The organism is Microbacterium sp. JZ70, assembly GCF_053903225.1.
In genome coordinates this window covers 1,641,995-1,660,254 of record NZ_CP096405.1, presented here as the reverse complement: position 1 = coordinate 1,660,254, position 18,260 = coordinate 1,641,995, and the positions used below count along the sequence as shown (strand labels likewise).

The 18,260-nt window shown below is 72.2% G+C and carries 14 protein-coding genes; 6 read left to right on the top strand and 8 right to left on the bottom strand.

Annotated features, from left to right (window positions below):
• Window positions 1-392 precede the first annotated feature (392 nt).
• Both M1D46_RS07520 and M1D46_RS07515 read left to right on the top strand, forming a co-directional pair.
• Entirely contained in the window at window positions 393-1,781 is a 1,389-nt protein-coding gene (locus tag M1D46_RS07520; RefSeq protein ID WP_456287053.1) for a response regulator transcription factor, read from the top strand.
• A gap of 21 nt (window positions 1,782-1,802) precedes the next feature.
• Complete coding sequence (locus M1D46_RS07515; RefSeq protein ID WP_456287052.1) at window positions 1,803-3,356, top strand: LuxR C-terminal-related transcriptional regulator; 1,554 nt, start codon at window positions 1,803-1,805, stop codon at window positions 3,354-3,356.
• Between the two features lie 120 nt (window positions 3,357-3,476).
• Here the strand turns inward: M1D46_RS07515 and M1D46_RS07510 are convergent, their stop codons facing one another.
• Window positions 3,477-4,694: a PrsW family intramembrane metalloprotease gene (locus tag M1D46_RS07510; RefSeq protein ID WP_456287051.1), complete on the bottom strand. Its 1,218-nt coding sequence runs from the start codon at window positions 4,692-4,694 to the stop codon at window positions 3,477-3,479.
• Window positions 4,695-4,770: 76 nt separating this feature from the next.
• Here M1D46_RS07510 and M1D46_RS07505 point away from each other — a divergent pair, with 76 nt between their 5' ends.
• Window positions 4,771-5,634: a fumarylacetoacetate hydrolase family protein gene (locus M1D46_RS07505; protein WP_456287050.1), complete on the top strand. Its 864-nt coding sequence runs from the start codon at window positions 4,771-4,773 to the stop codon at window positions 5,632-5,634.
• A gap of 60 nt (window positions 5,635-5,694) precedes the next feature.
• On the opposite strand, the gene M1D46_RS07500 is transcribed toward M1D46_RS07505, so the two are convergent.
• Window positions 5,695-7,155, bottom strand: coding sequence for an aspartate ammonia-lyase (locus tag M1D46_RS07500; RefSeq protein WP_271174209.1), 1,461 nt, complete (start codon window positions 7,153-7,155; stop codon window positions 5,695-5,697).
• A gap of 175 nt (window positions 7,156-7,330) precedes the next feature.
• Here M1D46_RS07500 and M1D46_RS07495 point away from each other — a divergent pair, with 175 nt between their 5' ends.
• Complete coding sequence (locus M1D46_RS07495; RefSeq protein ID WP_456284868.1) at window positions 7,331-9,499, top strand: S9 family peptidase; 2,169 nt, start codon at window positions 7,331-7,333, stop codon at window positions 9,497-9,499.
• Here M1D46_RS07495 and M1D46_RS07490 read toward each other — a convergent pair.
• Window positions 9,482-10,378 (bottom strand): phosphodiesterase, encoded by an 897-nt coding sequence (locus M1D46_RS07490; RefSeq protein ID WP_456284867.1) that lies wholly within the window; start codon window positions 10,376-10,378, stop codon window positions 9,482-9,484. The two genes, M1D46_RS07495 and M1D46_RS07490, sit on opposite strands and share 18 nt — an antisense overlap.
• Window positions 10,379-10,898: 520 nt before the next feature.
• Here M1D46_RS07490 and M1D46_RS07485 point away from each other — a divergent pair.
• Window positions 10,899-11,822: a hypothetical protein gene (locus M1D46_RS07485; RefSeq protein WP_456287049.1), complete on the top strand. Its 924-nt coding sequence runs from the start codon at window positions 10,899-10,901 to the stop codon at window positions 11,820-11,822.
• A 70-nt stretch (window positions 11,823-11,892) separates the two neighbouring features.
• Here the strand turns inward: M1D46_RS07485 and M1D46_RS07480 are convergent, their stop codons facing one another.
• The 3 genes from M1D46_RS07480 to M1D46_RS07470 all read right to left on the bottom strand — a co-directional run bounded on the left by M1D46_RS07480 (window position 11,893) and on the right by M1D46_RS07470 (window position 16,001).
• Entirely contained in the window at window positions 11,893-12,921 is a 1,029-nt protein-coding gene (locus M1D46_RS07480; RefSeq protein ID WP_271174205.1) for an ATP-dependent 6-phosphofructokinase, read from the bottom strand.
• Between the two features lie 66 nt (window positions 12,922-12,987).
• The gene (locus M1D46_RS07475) at window positions 12,988-15,141 is read right to left on the bottom strand and encodes a DEAD/DEAH box helicase (RefSeq protein ID WP_271174204.1); all 2,154 of its coding nucleotides are present in this window, start codon (window positions 15,139-15,141) and stop codon (window positions 12,988-12,990) included.
• 242 nt (window positions 15,142-15,383) lie between these two features.
• Window positions 15,384-16,001, bottom strand: coding sequence for a hypothetical protein (locus M1D46_RS07470; RefSeq protein WP_456284866.1), 618 nt, complete (start codon window positions 15,999-16,001; stop codon window positions 15,384-15,386).
• A gap of 115 nt (window positions 16,002-16,116) precedes the next feature.
• Between M1D46_RS07470 and deoC the strand changes: the two genes are divergently transcribed.
• A complete protein-coding gene (gene deoC, locus M1D46_RS07465; protein WP_271174202.1) occupies window positions 16,117-16,836 on the top strand; it encodes a deoxyribose-phosphate aldolase in 720 nt (239 codons plus the stop codon).
• A 3-nt stretch (window positions 16,837-16,839) separates the two neighbouring features.
• Here the strand turns inward: deoC and M1D46_RS07460 are convergent, their stop codons facing one another.
• Window positions 16,840-17,799: a bifunctional riboflavin kinase/FAD synthetase gene (locus M1D46_RS07460; RefSeq protein WP_271174201.1), complete on the bottom strand. Its 960-nt coding sequence runs from the start codon at window positions 17,797-17,799 to the stop codon at window positions 16,840-16,842.
• A complete protein-coding gene (locus M1D46_RS07455) occupies window positions 17,796-18,233 on the bottom strand; it encodes a hypothetical protein (RefSeq protein WP_324011991.1) in 438 nt (145 codons plus the stop codon). The genes M1D46_RS07460 and M1D46_RS07455 overlap by 4 nt, the downstream gene beginning before the upstream one ends.
• Between the last annotated feature and the right edge of the window lie 27 nt (window positions 18,234-18,260).

Sequence of the window (18,260 nt, the reverse complement as noted above, 5' to 3'; positions counted from 1 at the left end):
AAAGAGCCGCCGAGTCACGGCTGCGCGGGTGCAGCGGTCGCGAGACCGCTGAGGACAACTTCGCGACCTGGGAGGTTGCCGAGAGCTGTCACCGTCGCAATTCACCCGGCCCGTCACCCGGCCCGCACGAGGCGACGGGGAGCGCGGAATTCCGCGGGTTCACCCGGCTCGTCACCCGTCCGCAGAAGCGTCGTCGAGAACACGACCCCCGCGGAGGGCGCGAGAGGAGCACAATGTGGCTCGTGAGGGGTAGTTCGGATGCTTCCGTACCCGGGGAGGCTCCGCGAGCACCGAGCGTTTCAGCGCGCATCTATCGAGCTCTCGGCACCAGGTCCTGGGATACAGCGCTGCGCCTGGTCGAGGAGAACTGGACGCGGCTCATCGCCGAGGACGTGTCGGCGATCCGCGCGGTCGTCGAGACCGTGCCGGTCGAGCGGCTCGAAGCCGACCCGCGGTGGCCTCGTGCACGGGCCTACCTCCTGACCATCCCGACGAAGAGCGCTCCCCCGCGCGTCGGCCCCGGTGGCGAGCGCGTCGACGAGGTGCTGCGGCTCACGTCGGCCGCGCGCGGCGCCCGGACCGCCGAGGACCACGCCGAGGCCCTGCGCCTGGTCCGCGCGGCCCGCGACGCGTACGAGTCCGCCTCTGCGCACCGCAGGGGGGCACTCGCGGACGACCTGCCGCAGCTCCTCCTCACGTGGGGGCTCACCGAGGCCCTTGGCGGCGACGGCGGCGCAGCGGTCGACCATCTCGTCCGCGCCTACTCGACCGCTCGATCCACCGGTGCGCCGCGCATCGCGCTGGCCGCGGCTTCCGAGCTCGCGTGGCAGCACGCGATGGAGGGCCGGTCGGATGCGCGCGACGACTGGATGGCGGCGGCGCGCCTGCTCCTCCCGGCGGGCGAGATGCAGCCGCACGCGCCCGTCGCGCTCCTGCTCGCGCACGCGATCGCGGCATACGACGCGAACGACCTCCCCGCCGCGCACCGCCTGCTCGAGGCGGCGTGGGACGACCGCGGCGAGCGCGCGGTGGAGATCTCGACGCTCCAGGCGTTCGTCGACGCGAAGGACCCGGCAGCGGATCCGTTCGCGCATGTGGCCCGTCTCGAGTCCGCATCGCTCGCGCACCTCATCGACGACCGGCGGGGCCGCCTCGACGCGGCGAGAGCGTGCGCGCTTCTGCACACGGGTCACGGCGAGCAGGCCCGACGGCTGCTCGAGGAGGTGGCCGTGCCCGTCCTGCCCTCCATCCGCGCCCTGCGCGCATCCGCGCATCTCGTGCAGGGAGACCTCGATCGCGCGCTCCGCGACGCGCACGCGTCGCTGCATGAGCTGGGTCGGCCGCGCGGGGTCGTCGAGGCTGCCGCGGTGATCGCGGCCGTGCACCTGCGCCGCCGCGACGGCGAGACGGCGGCCGCCTTCCGGCGCGCCGTCACGCTCGCCGACACGCATCGCCTGCCGCTCGCGCTCGCCAACCTGCCGGCGGGCGACTTCGCCGCGCTCGCGCCGTTCGCGCCATCGGGGAGCCCGAGCATGAGCGTCCTCGAGCGCGCGCCCGTCCGGCGTCCGAGCGTGCCCCCGCTGAGCGGCGTGCGCGCGACCGAGCAGGAGCTCGCGGTGCTCCGCCTCCTCGCCGGCGACCGGAGCATCGCGCAGGCGGCCGCCGTGCTCGGGGTGAGCCCGAACACGGTCAAGACGCTCGCGCGGCGGATCTACGCGAAGCTCGGCGTCTCGGATCGCCGGCAGATGCTGCTCGCGGCGCAGGAGCACGGCCTGCTCTGACCGACACCCTGGGGAGGGACGATGGAAGAGGATGACGAGAGGGACGGGCTCCGCTCGGCCGTGTTCGAGGCACTCGCCGACGAGCGGTGGCGCGATGCCATGCTGCTCGTCGAGCGCGGGTTCGGCGCGCTGCTCGCGTTCGAGCCGGCGATCATCCGGACGGTCGCGGATGCGCTCCCGGAGGCGGAGCTGCACCGTCGTCCGCGCTGGATCGGCCTGCGGCAGTACGTCCACCATCTGCTCACGTCGCCCTCGAAGCCGCCCGTGTTCCCCGAGGCGGACCCGCGCGCGCTCGATCATCTCGAGGCGGGCGACCGCGTCGGGCTGCTCACCGGCCGTGCGGCAGCGCTGCGCACGCGCGGGATGTTCGCGGAGGCCGCCGCGGCCGCGGAGGATGCGCGCGACGCGCTGCAGCGTCTCGACGATGCGGACCGCGCCGAGCTCGAGCCGTTCCTGCCGACGCTCATGACCCAGTGGGGAGCGACCTTCGCGGCGGCGGGCGAGCTGCCCGCCGCGATCGACGTTCTCCTCGGGGCCGCGTCCCTCGCGGAGCGCACCGGCTCGCTCCGCGCCGAGATGGAGGCGCTGGGCGAGCTCGCGTGGATCAACGCGGCCGCCGGGGAGGGGGCGCATGCCGACCGGTGCATCGCCCGCGCGGACGCGCTGCGGCGCCGGCACCCGGACGTGCAGCGCATCCGCGGAGGACTCGCGCTCGCGAAGGCCTACCGCGCGAGCGACGCGCTCGACGTCGAGCGCGCGATCGCGCTGCTGGATGGCCATGAGGAGTCGTTCGAGGAGCTGGGGATCATCGCGGCGTCGCTGCGCAGCATCCTCGGGGCGAGGGCGCGTTCCGCCGACCCGGTCGACATGCTGAGCCGGCTCGAGGTCGAGGTCGAGAACAGCCCCGCGCCACGGACGGCGAGCGGCCTCAACGCCGCGTTCGTCGCGATCGGCCGCGCGACGCTGCTGTCGTACCAGGGCCTCCATGAAGCGGCGATCCTCGCACTGGACGCCTGCCCCGCGCTCCCCCGCCCGGCGACGGGGGTGCTGCGCACCCGGCGGGCCGTCGCGCTCCTCGGCCTCGGCGAGCTCGACGCGGCCGTGCGCGAGGCGTCCCGCGAGACGTCGAGCGTCGCCCCGCGCGCCCGCACGGAGGCTCTCGTCGTCCGCGCGGCGGCCCTGCTGCGCCTCGGGAACCACGCGTCGGCTGTCACGTCGTTCCGCCTCGCGTGCGAGCTGAGCGAGGAGCACGGGCTGCGGGCATCGCTCTCGGTCGTGCCCGCGACCGACCTCGGCGCTCTGGGAGCGGCGGCAGGGCTGCCGCCCGCAGCAGAGCTCGTCGCCGCACGCGACGTCCTCACGCCGTCGCCCTCCTACCGATACGAGCGGCTCTCGCCCCAGCAGCTGGCGGTCGTCCGCGCTCTCGTCGACCACGAGCAGGTCGCCCAGGCGGCCTCCGCCCTGGGCCTCAGCCCGAACACCGTCAAGACGCATCTCCAGGCCGCGTACCGGCGGCTCGGGGCGACCGACCGCACGTCGGCGCTTGAGGAGGCAGGGCGGCGGGGGCTGCTGTGAGGACCCGGAACAGAACTCAGCGCCCGGGCCGCGGCGATGCCTGCGAGACTTCCGAGCGCTGAGTGGATCTGACTCAAGGATGCTCCGGGCGCTCCGGCCATGTCAAGAGCCGAGTCCCGATCAGTACGACAGCAGCTCCCTGCGGGCGTGCGCGGCCCGCGCGAGGAGCGCCCGCTCATCCGACGCCGCGTGCGGGTCGCGCCCCGACACCGCACGCTGGCGGGTCGCGGCGAGCGCGGTCGCGTCCCGGATGAACGCGCGCATGAGATCGGATCGGTCGCCGCGCAGGGTCCGCGCCCACGCCATCCCCGCGCGCCGGCCAGCCGGGGTCGCGAGCATCTCGACCTCCTGCGGCGTGAACCATCCGGCCGCCGCGTACTCGCCCAGCCGCCGCTTCGTGAGGCGCTCCTCCTCGCGTCGGAGTCGCACCAGCACGAGCGTGAAGATGACAAACAGCGGCACCTGCAGGACGACGTAGAGGTGGAGGAAGCCCTCGAGGTCGGTGAACGTGGCCGAGCCGTTCCAGAGCGCGTGCAGGGCCATCGCGCCGAGCAGTCCGCCGAGCCACGGGCCGAGCGCGGCCCCGAACGACGCACCGCGGCGCACCGCGCGCCCGAGCGCGTAGCCGGTGACCGCGGTGAACATCGCGTGCGCGAAGGGCGAGAGGAGCCCGCGCAGCACGAACGTCCAGGTGAGCGACGCGGCGCCGCCCTCGATCACCGACACCGCGAAGTACTGGATGTTCTCGGTGAATGCGAACCCCGCCCCCACGAGCGCGCCGTACACCACGCCGTCCACAGGGCCGTCGAACGCGCGGCGCCCCATGACGAGGATGAGGAGCAGCCCCGCCCCCTTCGCGAGCTCCTCGACGATCGGCGCCTGCACGACCGTGCCGAGGAGGTCGAGCGCGGGCGATCGCGGGAGCGTCATCTGCACCCCCAGGTCGAAGAGCAGAGCGAAGCCCACGGACGCGATCGCTCCCCACGCGAGCGCGAACACGACGAGGCTCCGCGGCTCGGGCTCCCAGCGGTCGACCCACAGCATCGCCGACACGACGAGCGCGAACGGCACGAGGGCGAGCACGAGGCCCACGATCGACGCGGCCGTCCCGAGCGCGCTCGTGAAGTACGACGCGAGGCCGAACAGCAGGACCGCGAGGACGGCCCACAGCCAGATCCACGCACCGCGCCCTCGGCGCGTGGGCACGGGGAGGCGAGGAAGGTGCGGCTGCGTGTGGCCGCCGACCGGGATGGCCGCGCCCGGCGCGCGCTCCGGCTGATCGAAGGGCGTCGAGAACGGCTGCTGCGACGGCGGCGTGAGCCCGGTGCCGTAGGTCATGTCACACAGCCTATGGCTCCGCTTTTGTGCAGATCCGTCCCAGGATCGTGCACGGGCGGCGGATAGCCTGGATTCCATGCGCTTCGCCCACGTGACCTTCCCCGGGGGCGTCGCCCCTTCCCTCGCGCTCGTCGACGACGACGGCGCCGTCGCGGTCGCCGAGCTCGTCGAGGGCGGGCCCGACACGATCGAGCAGCTCATCGCGGGCGGACCGGAGCTCCTGGAGCGGGTCAGGGCCGCGGCGGGCGCGGGGCAGCGGACCCCGGTGTCGGAGCTCCACTTCGCACCGGCCCTGCTCACCCCGCCGACCATGCTCGCCGTCGGGCTCAACTACGCCGCGCACTCGGGCGAGCTCAACCTCAAGACCGACGACACCCCGACGGTGTTCACGTTCTGGCCCAACTCGCTCCAGGGCCACGGGCAGACCACCACGTGGTCGCGTCGCATGAGCGAGGCCGTGGACTACGAGGCCGAGCTCGGCGTCGTGATCGGCCGCCCGGCGAAGGACGTCTCCGAGGAGGACGCCCTCGACTACGTGTTCGGGTACACGGTCGTCAACGACATCTCGGCGCGGAACATCCAGTACTCCGAGGCGCAGTGGTGCCGCTGCAAGTCGCTCGACGGCTTCACGCCCGTCGGGCCGTACATCGTCACGGCCGACGAGATCGCCGACCCGCAGGACCTGCACATCTGGACGCGCGTGGACGGGCACATGATGCAGGACGCCTCGACCGGGCAGATGGTGCGCACGGTCGCGAAGCTCATCTCGCACCTGTCGCAGGGGATCACGCTCCTGCCGGGCACGCTCATCTCGACCGGCAGCCCCGGCGGCTCGGGGTTCTCGCGGACGCCGCAGGTGCTCCTGCGCGACCGCTCGACCGTGACCGTGGGGATCGACGGCATCGGCGAGCTCACGACGCACTGCCGCATGACGGACTGATCGCTTGATGCGAAGGCCCCCGCTCCGGTTCCGGAGCGGGGGCCTTTCGCATGCGGCGCGCTACGCCTGGGTCGGCACGTCCTCCGGCGCGATCACGGGCATGACCGACGTCACCGGCTCGAGGCCGGACAGGCGCGACGGGCTGAGCTGCTTCTCGACCTCATCGCGGTCCATGAGACCGGCCTCGACGACGAGGTCGGCGACGTTGCGGTTCGTCAGCAGCGCGGTCTTCGCGAGGGCCGCAGCGGCCGAGTAGCCGATGAACGGCGTGAGCGCCGTGATGACGCCCACGCTCGAGCCCACCATCGCACCCAGTCGGGCGCGGTTCGCCGTGATCCCGTCGACGCAGTTGACGCGCAGCGTGCGCATCGCCTGGCGCATCCAGATGATCGACTGGAAGATCGAGTGCGCGATCACCGGCTCGAACGCGTTGAGCTGCAGCTGACCGGCCTCGACCGCCATCGTGACCGTGACATCCGCTCCCGCGACCGCGAACGCGACCTGGTTCACGACCTCGGGGATCACGGGGTTCACCTTGCCGGGCATGATGCTGGATCCCGCCTGGCGCGCCGGAAGGTTGATCTCGCCGAACCCGGCCTGCGGACCCGAGGAGAGCAGGCGCAGGTCGTTGCAGATCTTCGACAGCTTGATCGCGTTGCGCTTGAGCGACGCGGAGAACGACATGAACGAGCCGGTGTCGCTCGTGGACTCGACGAGGTCGCTCGCCGTCTCGAGGTCGAGCCCCGTGATGTCGCGGAGATGCCGCTCGACGGCCTTCGCGTACCCGGGGTGCGTCGTGATGCCGGTGCCGATCGCCGTCGCGCCCATGTTGATCTCGTGCAGGAGCACGGCGTTCTCGTTGAGCCGCTGGTAGTCGGCCTCGAGCGTCGTCGCGAAGCCGTGGAACTCCTGCCCGAGCGTCATGGGGACGGCGTCCTGCAGCTGCGTGCGTCCGACCTTGAGCACATCGTGGAACTCGACGGCCTTGCCGAGGAACGACCGCCGCAGGAGGTCGAGCTCCTCGAGGAGGGAGCGCAGCGACAGCGAGAGCCCGATCTTGATCGACGTCGGGTACACGTCGTTCGTCGACTGGCTGCGGTTGGTGTGGTCGATCGGCGAGAGGTACGCGTAGTCGCCGCGCTCGCGTCCCGCGAGCTCGAGGGCGATGTTGGTGATGACCTCGTTCGCGTTCATGTTCGTCGAGGTCCCCGCGCCGCCCTGGATGACGCCGACGCGGAACTCGTCGTGGAACTGCCCGTCGATCACCAGCTGCGCGGCGCGATCGATGAGGTCGGCCCGGTGCGCGTCGAGCACGCCGATCTCGGCGTTCGCGCGGGCAGCCGCCTGCTTCACCATGGCCAGCGCGACGACGAGCTCGGGGTAGACCGAGATCGGGCGCTTCGTGATGTCGAAGTTCTCCATCGCCCGCGCGGTGTGGATGCCCCAGTACGCCTCGCGGGGGATCTCCATGGACCCCAGGGAGTCGGTCTCGGTGCGGGTGGGGGTTGCGTCCTGAACCATGTGCGTCTTCCTCGTGGGTCTTCACGTCGATGTGAGCGGGATGTGCACGATCCTACTCAGGGCAGGTGCTCTCGGTTCTCGACATCGCGTACAGGGCATTCGCGTCCGATGTACAGAGCGTACAAGTGCCATGTCCTCCCCCCGCGAGAGCGCTCGTCCGCATTAGCGTGGACCCGTGACCCCCGATGCGCAGACCGCGCCCCCCATCGCCCCGACCGCCCCGCGACGCCCTGTCGTCCGCACGCATCACGGCGACGTGGTCGAGGACGGCTACGAGTGGCTGCGCGCGAAGGACGACGCCGAGGTGAGGGCGCACCTCGAGGCGGAGAACGCGTACACCGACGCCCGTCTCGCCCACCTCGAGCCGCTGCGCGAGACGATCTTCCAGGAGATCAAGGACCGCGTGCGCGAGACGGACCTGACGGTCCCCGTGCGCCAGGGCGGATGGTGGTACTACGGCCGCTCGCTCGAGGGTCGGCAGTACGGCCTCCAGTGCCGCGCGCCGCTCGCGAGCGAGGACGACTGGACTCCCCCGAAGCTCGACGTCGACGTCGAGGTGCCGGGCGAGCAGGTGCTGCTCGACGGCAACGTCGAGGCGGAGGGACACGAGTACTTCGCACTCGGGGCGTTCAGTGTGACGACCGACGGCTCGCGCATGCTGTGGGGCGTCGACACGCAGGGCGACGAGCGATACACCGTCCGCGTGAAGGACATCGCGACCGGCGAGCTCCTGCCCGACGTGCTCGAGGGACTCGGCGGCGGGGCGCGCTTCACCCCGGACGGGCGCTTCATCCTCTACTCGACCGTGGACGATGCATGGCGCCCCGACGGCGTCTGGCTCCACCGCGTGGGCGAGCCGACCCGCGAGCACGACGTCGAGATCGCGCACGAGGACGACGACGCGTTCTGGATCGGAGCGGGCTTCACCCGCAGCCGGCAGTACCTCGTGATCGAGTCGGCGTCGAACACGACGAGCGAGATCCAGGTGCTGCCCGTCGCCGACCTGCCCCGCCTCGCCGAGGATCCGGCAGCCGTCCCCCGCACGACCATCTGGAGCCGCTCGGAGCGCATCGAGTACTCCGTCGACCACGCCGTCGTCGACGGTGCGGACTGGCTCTACGTGCTCCACAACCGCGGCGCGCTCGACTTCGAGCTCGTGCGCGTGCCCGCCGACGCCCCCGACGCTGAGCCCGAGGTCGTCATCCCCCACTCCCCCGGCACGCGCCTCGAGAGCGTCGACTGCCTGCGCGACTTCGCGATCGTGGAGTACCGGTCCGGCGGCATCCCGCGGGTCGGCATCCTCGACTACGGGACCCACGCCGTGCGCGAGATCGCGTTCGACGAGCCGCTGTACAACGCGGGGTCCGGAGGCAACCCCGAGTGGGCGCAGCCCGTCGTCCGACTGAGCTACGGCTCGTTCACGACGCCTGGCACGGTGTTCGACTACGTGGTCGAGACCGGCGAGCTGCGCGAGCTCAAGCACGTCGAGGTGCTCGGCGGCTACGACCCCGCCGACTACGGCCAGGAGCGACTGTGGGCGCCGGCGGCCGACGGCACGCTCATCCCCGTCTCCGTCGTGTGGAAGCGCTCCTTCGGCGACCCGGGCGCCGCACCCCGCCCGCTGCACCTGTACGGCTACGGCTCGTACGAGCACTCGATCGACCCCGGCTTCTCGTACGCGCGCCTGTCGGAGCTCGACCGGGGCGTCGTCTTCGCGGTGGCCCACGTGCGCGGCGGCGGCGAGATGGGCCGCGCGTGGTACGAGGACGGCAAGCTCGCGAACAAGCGCAACTCGTTCACCGACTTCGTCGACGTCGCGCGCTTCCTCGTGGACGGCGGGTACACCTCGCCGGACCGGATGGTCGCCGAGGGCGGGTCCGCCGGCGGTCTGCTCATGGGCGCGGTCGCGAATCTCGCTCCCGAGCTGTTCGCGGGCATCCTCGCCGATGTCCCCTTCGTGGACGCGCTCACGACCATCCTCGATCCGTCCCTCCCGCTCACCGTGATCGAGTGGGAGGAGTGGGGCGACCCGCTGCACGACCCCGAGGTCTACGCGTACATGAAGTCGTACACGCCGTACGAGAACGTCCGCGAGGGCGTGCGCTACCCGCGCATCCTCGCGATGACGTCGCTCAACGACACGCGCGTGCTGTACGTCGAGCCGGCGAAGTGGGTCGCGCGCCTGCGCGAGGTCGACGCGGACGCGCTCCTGCGGTGCGAGATGACCGCAGGGCACGGCGGCGTGAGCGGCCGCTACAACGCGTGGCGCGAGCGCGCGTTCCAGCTCGCGTGGATGTTCGACGTCCTGGGGATCGCCGACGAGGCCTCAGACCGGCTTGCGTGAGAAGCGCTCGAGCCGCTCCTGCGGGGTGAGCGCGGCCATCTCGGCGTACCACGCGGGCGTGAAGTAGTCGCCCGGGTCGGCTGACGCGACCGGCACGACCGAGTGGGTGATCGTGTCGTCGTAGACGTGCACGAGGTGGAACGCCTGGCCCGCGTCCATCCCGTTCACGCTCTGCGCCGGGAGCGCGATGTCCATCGTGTAGCAGGACGCCGATGCGACGCTCACGGGGACGCCCGCGAAGGTGCCGCTCGTCGAGTAGTGCAGATGCCCCGCGAGGATGGCGCGGACGTCCGACCCGCGCAGGACGCGCGCGAGCTCATCCTGGCGGCGCAGCTCGAGGATGTCGAACAGCGGGATGTGGCTGGGCAGCGGCGGATGGTGGAGCGCGAGGACGGTGCCGAGCGGCGCGGGTGTCGCGAGCTGCTCCGCGAGCCACTCGAGCTGGCCGTCGTCGAGATCGCCGTGGTGCCATCCGGGGACCGATGAGTCGAGCGCGATGAGGCGCAGCCCGCCGACATCCCACGCGCCGGTCACCGCCTCCTGCGTCGCGGGCAGGCCGAGCAGGTCGCGACGCAGCTCCGGGCGCTCGTCGTGGTTGCCCGCGACCCAGACGACGGGAGCGCCCAGACGCTCGGCCACGGGGTCGACGAGGGCGCGCAGGCGGGTGTAGGCCTCGGGCTCGCCGAGGTCGGCGAGGTCGCCGGTGAAGACGAGCGCGTCGACGCCGCCCGCGAGGCGCTCGACGCGCTCCAGGGTCTGCACGAGGTTGGCGTCGGTGTCGATCGCGCCGTTGAGCAGGCGCCCGCCCGCGAGCAGGTGGGTGTCGCTCAGGTGGACGATCGTGCGCCGCGCGGGCGCATGCCTGCCGAACTGCTCCATGCCGCCAGCCTAGGGGCCGCCCCGGACGGCGGCGCAACGAGCCCGTCTCCTGACGCGAGGACCCCATCGCCTGACGCGAGGGCCGCATGTCTCACTTCGCGCGGGAATTCGCCTCCCATGACCGCAGCAATCGAGACATGCACGGCCCGGTCCCGCACCCGTGTCTCACTTCGCGCGGGAATTCGCCTCCCATGACCGCAGCAATCGAGACATGCACGGCCCGCTATCGCACCCTTGTCTCACTTCGCGCGGGAATTCGCCTCCCATGACCGCAGCAATCGAGACATGCACGGCCCGGTCCCGCCCCGTGTCTCACTTCGCGCGGGAATCGCACGGCGAAAGCCGCAAGAGATGAGACATGGGATGGCGCGCCGGACGGCCCCGGGCGAGCGCCGGATGACCCCGGACACCCGCGCAACGACGGCGACACCGCGTGCACAGGGCGGGGGCGCGCCGGATCGGCGCCGATCCGCGCGCGCAGGCGCCGCTCCGGTCGGCTCCGTCGGGCCATCCTGCCGCTATGTCGCGTCGTCCTGAGCCTCTCCCCCTCGACCTGGCCACTGCGCCGTTCCACGTGCGTGACGCGCTCGATCGCGGCATCTCGACCGCACGGCTCCGGGCCCTCGACCTCGACCGCCCCTATCCCGGGGTGCGGACGCCGCGCGCCCTCGCCCCCGAGAGCCTCCGCGAGAGATGCCTCGAGTATGCGCCGCGGCTGAAGCCCGGCGAGTTCTACAGCCACGACACCGCCCTCGGCCTCATCGGAGTGCCGGTGCCGGCTCGGGCGAACGCGCAGCTGCACGTGTCGGTGCACCGGCCATCCCATCCGCCCCGCGTCGCGGGGATCCGCGGCCATCGACTGCAGCGACGCGAGGCTCTCCTGTACCCAGATGCCGAGCTCCCGCTGGAGTCGCCCGCCCGCGCCTGGCGCCAGGTCGGCGGGCTCTGGACGCTGGACGAGCTCGTCGTCGCGGCCGATCACCTCGCCGGTCGCCGCCACGGGGTGCTCACCCTCGCGGATCTCGCGGCGGAGGTCGAGATCATGGGCGACGTGCGCGGCCGCCGCCTGGCGAAGGCGCTCGCCCTCACCCGGCCGGGAGCAGAGTCCCCCGGCGAGACGCGGACGAGGCTCGCGATCTGGCGGGGCGGCCTGCCCGAGCCGGAGCTGAACTGGGATCTCCACGACGCCGACGGCACGCACGTCGCGCGGTTCGACATGGCCTACCTGCGGCGACGGGTGTGCGTCGAGTACGACGGACGCGTGCACGCGCAGGACGCACGGCAGTTCGAGCGCGACGCGGACCGCTGGGAGGCCGTGCGCAGACGCGGTTGGCTCATGGTGCGGATCCTGCGGCATCACCTCGCCGGACCGAGCCCGGCTGCGGCCGGGCTCGTCGCGGCCGCGCTGCGGGAACGCGGATGGCGCCCCGGTGCCCCCGCGTGACGCGTGTCTCATTCTCGGCGGGAACGCGGCAGCGATTCCCGCCGAGAATGAGACACGGGAGGAGGGAGGATCAGCCGAAGAGGGCTGCGGCCTCCTCGTAGCGGGCGAGCGGCACGGTGTGCAGCTCGCCGAGCGCCTCCGTGAACGGAACGCGCACGATGTCGGTGCCCTGCATCGCGACCATCTGGCCCCACGCGCCATCCACGACCGCGTCGGCGGCGTGCAGCCCGAGGCGCGTCGCGAGCACGCGGTCGAAGCCCGAGGGGGCGCCGCCGCGCTGGATGTGGCCGAGCACGGTCGAGCGGGTCTCGATCCCGGTCGCCTGCTCGATGAGCGGTGCCAGCACCTCGCTGATGCCGCCGAGGCGGGGGCGGTTGAACGCGTCGAGGCCCTTGTCGCTGTAGGCCTCGTCCTGGCCCTTCAGCTTGAAGCCCTCGGCGACCACGACCAGCGGGGCGCGACCGCGCTCCGCGGCGGCGAGCACGTGCTCGGTGATCTCCTCGAGCGACAGCGGCACCTCGGGGATGCAGATGATGTGCGCGCCGGCGGCCATGCCCGAGTGCAGGGCGATCCAGCCCACGTGACGGCCCATGACCTCGGCCACCATGCAGCGCTGGTGCGAGTCGCCCGTCGTGCGGAGGCGGTCCATCGCGTCCGTCGCGATGTTCACGGCCGTGTCGAAGCCGAACGAGTAGTCGGTCGCGCGCAGGTCGTTGTCGATGGTCTTGGGGACGCCGAGGACGGGGATCCCGTCGTTGTTGAGGCGCTGCGCGGCCGCGAGAGTGCCCTCGCCGCCGATCGCGATGATGCCGTCGAGCTTGTGCCCGTAGAGCGTCTTCGCGATGTTCTCGGCACCGCCGCGGTCGCCCTCGTAGGGGTTCGTGCGGCTCGTCCCGAGGATCGTCCCGCCGACCTTCGAGAGGCCCTTGACGTCGCGCCGCGTGAGGGGGAAGAAGTCCGCCTCCACGAGCCCCTTCCAGCCGTCGCGGATGCCGACGAACTCCATGTCGTACGCCTCGGTGCCCTTGAGCACCGCACCACGGATGACTGCATTGAGGCCGGGGCAGTCGCCACCACTCGTCAGAACGCCGATCTTCATGACAACAACGCTAGGGCATCCGGGAGGGTGTCCTTTCCCCTCCCGGGCGCCGCATGCGGTGGGAGCCTAGTCGTCGCCCAGAGCCTGGCGGAGCAGGTGCATGAGCGCGGCCAGCTGGACCGAGTCGCTCGACGTCTCGTCGAAGGCCTCGCCGTCGAGCGCGCGGCCCGCCAGACCCTGCTTGCGGTCGATGAGCTCGGCGATCTTCGTGTCGATCGTGTGCGCGGCGATGATCCGCCACGCGGTGACCGGCTCGTCCTGCCCGATGCGGTGGACGCGGTCGATCGCCTGCGTCTGCTCGGCGGCCGTCCAGCTCAGCTCCGCGAGCACGACGTTCGACGAGACCTGCATGTTCACGCCCACGCCCGCAGCCGTCAGCGAGCAGACCGCGATGCCGACCTCGGGATCGTTGTTGAACGCGTCGATCGCCGCCTGGCGCACGGCGCCGGTCTGCTCTCCGCGCACCGAGACCGCCTTGATGCCTGCCGCGGCGAAGTGCGCCTCCGCCTGGTCCATGACGTCGATGTGCTTGGCGAAGAAGACGACCTTGCCGACCGAGCGCTGCAGCTGCGCGGCATAGTCCGCCGCGAGCAGGGCCTTCGCCTGGCCGATCCGCCGCACCATCGCGAACACGTTGTCGCCGCTTGTGCCCGCGGCCTTCGACTCGTCGAGCTCGCCCTGCGCGACGAGGCGCACGATGTCGTCGTCGATCTCGCCCGCCTCGAGCCCGCGCTCGCCGCGCGCCTCGATGATCCGGCGGTAGCGAGCGGCGAGGCGCTCCCCGAGCTCGCGCTCGGCGGCGCGGATGCTGCGCCCGAACTCGTCGTCGAGCTGCACCGGCAGATCGGCGATGAGCTTGTCGGGCAGGTCGGCCGCGACATCCTTCTTGCGACGTCGCACGATGCCCATCGAGATGACGGCCTCGCGCGCCTCGGGGTAGAACGCCTTGTCGGCCGGAGTGAGCCCCGTCGCGTCGAGCTTCTCCATGAGCTCCGGACCGGGCTTCTCGCCGTTCGTCCACCCGAGGAAGCGCCAGATCGCGTCGAAGTCCTCGACGTCGTTGATGAGCGGCGTGCCGGTGAGGGCGAGGAGGAGCGGCTTGCCGCCGGGCGTCGACTCGCGGATGCTCTGCGACAGCGCGAGCACGTTCTGCGAGCGCTGCGACGACAGGTTCTTGATGAAGTGGGCCTCGTCGACGACCATCCCCCGCAGCCCGAGCGTCGCGAGCCATCCGATGTGCCGGTCGAGGATCTCGTAGTTCACGATGAAGACGTCGGCGAAGGCGTCGACGTCCTGCCCGTCGCCGTTGATGACCGTCGCGCGGCGCTGCGGCGTCCAGCGCTCCACCTCGCGCGCCCAGTTCATCTTGACGACGTTGGGCACGACCACCACGAGCGGGTACGCCTCGGCGACCGACGCCGCGAGCACCGACTCGGCCGTCTTCCCGAGACCGGGCTCGTCGGCGAGGAGGAACTCGCGGTGACCCGCGCGCACCGCCTCGAGGAACCGGGACTGATGCGGCATGATCTCGAGCCCCTTGGGCGAGAGCCGGTCGAACTCGGGCACGGGCGGGAGGGGCATCGTGGCGGCCCCGCCGCCGGCGCCCAGCTCGAACGCCTTGTAGAGCGGCCCCATGAGCTCCCAGCCGTCGAGCCGTCGACGCGGCGTCGGGCCGGCGGGCACGCGCGAGAGGTCGGGTGCGAGGAAGGGGTTCGCCTCGCGGCGCGCCTCGATCTGCGGCGGCGTCACGGCGCGCTCGGAGACGACGGGCGCGACGACGGTCGCGGGCAGCGCGGGCTTCTCGTCGGTGATGACGAGCTCCTCGGGCGGCAGCTCCGCACCCGACTCGAGCAGCCAGTCGCGGCGCATCCGGCGCGCGACGGGCGACGTCGCGTGGTCGGCCTCGAGGAGCTGGATGAGGGAGGTGTCGCGTGCCGCGGTCTTCGCGAGGATGGTCGCGACGCCGTCGAGCCGCTTGAGCAGCTCGGCGCGCGCGGCGTCGGAGAGCGCGTCGTCGGCCTTGACGCGGGCGCGCTCCTCGCGCACGAGGAACGCGATGACCTGGAACTTGACCCGGTTGGTCGGGCCGAGCTTGTTGCGCTGCGCCTTGGCCTCGATCTCGCGCACCTTGCGCGCGAGGATCGGGATGATCGGGGCCTCGTCGTCGCGTCGTGCGGACGAGGACTTCTTGCGCTGTCGCGCGGGTGCCGTGGTCGGCATGCTCCTCCTGAGCGTCGCTGCCGGCGGCCGCTGGTGCCTGGCCGGTCGAAGTCGTGCGTGCGTCACGCCCTGCCGGACTGCGGCGGCGCCGGCCGCCTGGATCGACGGACGGCGACCGAACAGCGCGCGCACTCCGGCGTCCGGTGACGCGGCCCGCTCCTCCGGCGCTGTCGCGTCGAACGGATGAGCGGAAGCCTCACGGGCATTCTACGCCATCGCGCGCCGGATCCCACCAGGCGCGGTCACATCCAGAGCGTCGCGATGAGGTCGTCGGTGTACTGGGGCTCGAAGTCGGCGTTCAGCCAGTGCGTCGCGGCCCACCCGCCTCCGCCGAGCACGTGCACCTCGCCGGTCGCACCGGGCACCTCCCCGGTCAGCTCCGTCTCGAGCTCGCAGCGAGTGACGACCTCGCGCTCCTCGCAGGTGAAGCCCTCGGCGAGCAGCGCGGTGCGGATGGTCTCGGTCTGGGCCTCGTCGACGGCGGCGAGGGTCGTCGCGATGCCGACCTCGCTCGCGAGCCCCCACGTGCAGCGCAGCGACTCGACGGCGTCGAGCACCTCGAGGGCGGGGACCACCTCGGTCGAGAGCATCGTGAGACCCGGGTCGTTCAGGGCACCGGCCTCCTCGCTGAGGATCGAGAGCGCCTCGGTCGACCAGGCCTGCTCGCACGAGGCGGGCATCGTGAACACGCCGGGCGCGGTCGTGGGCACGGATGTCGTCGGCGCGGTCGTCGGAGTGGAGGTCGCGGAGGGCGTGGGATCGGGCTCCGCACCCTGGCCCGTGCCGACGCTGCTCGCGCATCCTGCGAGAGAGAGGAGGACGCCCGCTGCGAGGAGGGGGGCGAGTGCACGGCGCATCATGCTCTCGACGCTATCCGAGCGGATGGCGCGCGGGCGACGACGCACGCCGATCGTGATGCAATCGCGCCGCACAGGCCTCGGGCGGCGGCCCGGCAGGCGAAGGTAGGCTGGGCGCATGGCCATCGAGCTCACCGAGGCGGCTGTCGCCGCCGCCATCGACCACGCGATCCTCAAGCCCGACTTCACGCGCGCCGACGTCGATCGCGAACTCGACATCGCGGCCGAGTGGAAGGTGTTCAGTGTGTGCGTGCGCCCGTCCGACGTCGCGTACGCCGTGCGCCGGCTCGAGGGCTCTGGCGTCGCCGTCGGCACCGTGATCGGCTTCCCGCACGGCACGACGTCGACCGCCGCCAAGGTCGCCGAGCTGCGTCAGGCGCGCGAGGACGGGGCCACCGAGTTCGACATGGTCGTGCACATCGGCGCCCTGCGCGGCGGCGAGGACGACCGGGTCGAGGCGGACATCCGCGCCGTCGTCGACGCCGCAGACGGCCTCGTCACGAAGGTCATTCTCGAGACGAGCCTCCTCGACGAGGAGCAGATCGCGCGCGGCAGCCGGCTCACGGAGGCCGGCGGCGCGACGTTCGTCAAGACCTCGACGGGCTTCGCCGGCGGCGGCGCCACGGTGCCGCACGTCGAGCTCATGCGCCGCAGCGTCTCCTCCGCCGTCCAGGTGAAGGCGTCGGGCGGCGTCCGCGGGCTGGACGCCGCGATCGCGATGCTCGAGGCCGGCGCGACCCGCCTCGGGACGAGCGCGAGCGCGACGATCCTCGGCGAGCTGCGGGCGCGCGCCGCGGGAGGCGTCGCCACGGGCGCCGAGGACTCCACCTCGTACTGAGCGTCAGCCGCCCGCGAGGACCTCGCGCACGCGCGCGACGTCGTCGGTCATCTGGATGATGAGCTTCTCGATGCCCTCGAACGCGACCATCCCTCGGATGCGCGCCGCGAACTGCACCTCGACCCTCAGCCCGTAGAGGTCGAGGTCGTCCTCGTCGAGCACGTACGCCTCGACCTGGCGCTGCGCGACGTCGTCGAAGGTCGGGTTCGTGCCGACCGAGATCGCCGCGGGGTACCGCACGACCGAGCCGAGCTCTCCGCGCGGGACGACGAGCCATCCCGCGTACACGCCGTCGGCGGGAATGAACCCCTCGGCGTCCTGCGCGAGGTTCGCCGTCGGGAAGCCCAGCTCGCGCCCGCGCTTCAGCCCGTGCACGATCTCGCCGCGCACGGCGTGCCGGCGACCGAGCAGCTTCGCGGCGCGCTCGACGTCGCCCGCGTCGAGGAGCTCGCGGATCCACGACGACGACACGCGGCGCCCGTCGCCCGAGCTGGCGATGTCGGGCATGATCTCGACCGAGAACCCGTGCTCGGCGCCCATCCGCTCGAGCAGCGCGGCGTCGCCCGCTCCCCCGCGCCCGAAGCGGAAGTCGCTCCCCACGAGGACCCGCTGCGCGCGCAGCGCGCCGACGAGCACGCGCTCGACGAAGCTCTCCGCGGGCTCCGCCGCGAGCTGCTCGTCGAACGCGAGCAGCAGCGTCGCGTCGACGCCCGTGCGCTCGAGGAGGTCGACCTTCTGCTGCACGCTCACGAGCGGCTGCGGGCAGCGGGCAGGCGCGATGAGCGCGAGCGGGTTCCGATCGAACGTGACAGCCACCGTGCGGGCGTCCGTGCCCGCGGCATCGACGAGCATCCGCTCGATGAGCGCGCGGTGCCCCGCGTGCACGCCGTCGAACTTGCCGATCGCGACGACGGAGGGCCCGAACCCCTCCGGCACCTCGCCGGCGTCGCGGAAGAGCATCATCGGGCGACCTCCGCGGCCTGCCGCGAGCGGGCGGGGCGGTGCGTCGCGAGCCACCAGATGCCGAAGAACGGCAGCACGAGCGGGATCCAGACGTATCCGCTTCCGTAGAGCGACCACACGGTCGGGTGCTGGAACAGGGCGGGGAGCGCGATGCTCAGGGAGCCCACGATGATGACGCCCGCGAGCTCGAAGATCACCGACACCCACGCGACGCGGTACCACGCGTCGCTCTTCGAGAACATCAGCGCGAGAGTCGCGAGGATGTACACGACGGCCGACGCCGCCGACAGGGTGTAGGCCACGGGCGCCTCGTCGAACGCGCGCACGATCTGCACGAACGACCGCCCGGTGGCGGCCAGCGCCATCACGCCGTACACGAACACGAGGACGATGCCCACGCCGGTCATCCGGCGGGTGCGCGCTGGCTCTGTCATAACGGCTCCATTTTAGGCGGCGCACCT

Coding starts and splice junctions, on each gene's coding strand:
- M1D46_RS07515 (WP_456287052.1), top strand. CDS start 1,803: ATGGAAGAGGATGACGAGAGGGACGGGCTCCGCTCGGCCGTGTTCGAG.
- M1D46_RS07510 (WP_456287051.1), bottom strand. CDS start 4,694: ATGACCTACGGCACCGGGCTCACGCCGCCGTCGCAGCAGCCGTTCTCG.
- M1D46_RS07505 (WP_456287050.1), top strand. CDS start 4,771: ATGCGCTTCGCCCACGTGACCTTCCCCGGGGGCGTCGCCCCTTCCCTC.
- M1D46_RS07500 (WP_271174209.1), bottom strand. CDS start 7,155: ATGGTTCAGGACGCAACCCCCACCCGCACCGAGACCGACTCCCTGGGG.
- M1D46_RS07490 (WP_456284867.1), bottom strand. CDS start 10,378: ATGGAGCAGTTCGGCAGGCATGCGCCCGCGCGGCGCACGATCGTCCAC.
- M1D46_RS07485 (WP_456287049.1), top strand. CDS start 10,899: ATGTCGCGTCGTCCTGAGCCTCTCCCCCTCGACCTGGCCACTGCGCCG.
- M1D46_RS07480 (WP_271174205.1), bottom strand. CDS start 12,921: ATGAAGATCGGCGTTCTGACGAGTGGTGGCGACTGCCCCGGCCTCAAT.
- M1D46_RS07475 (WP_271174204.1), bottom strand. CDS start 15,141: ATGCCGACCACGGCACCCGCGCGACAGCGCAAGAAGTCCTCGTCCGCA.
- M1D46_RS07470 (WP_456284866.1), bottom strand. CDS start 16,001: ATGATGCGCCGTGCACTCGCCCCCCTCCTCGCAGCGGGCGTCCTCCTC.
- deoC (WP_271174202.1), top strand. CDS start 16,117: ATGGCCATCGAGCTCACCGAGGCGGCTGTCGCCGCCGCCATCGACCAC.
- M1D46_RS07460 (WP_271174201.1), bottom strand. CDS start 17,799: ATGATGCTCTTCCGCGACGCCGGCGAGGTGCCGGAGGGGTTCGGGCCC.
- M1D46_RS07455 (WP_324011991.1), bottom strand. CDS start 18,233: ATGACAGAGCCAGCGCGCACCCGCCGGATGACCGGCGTGGGCATCGTC.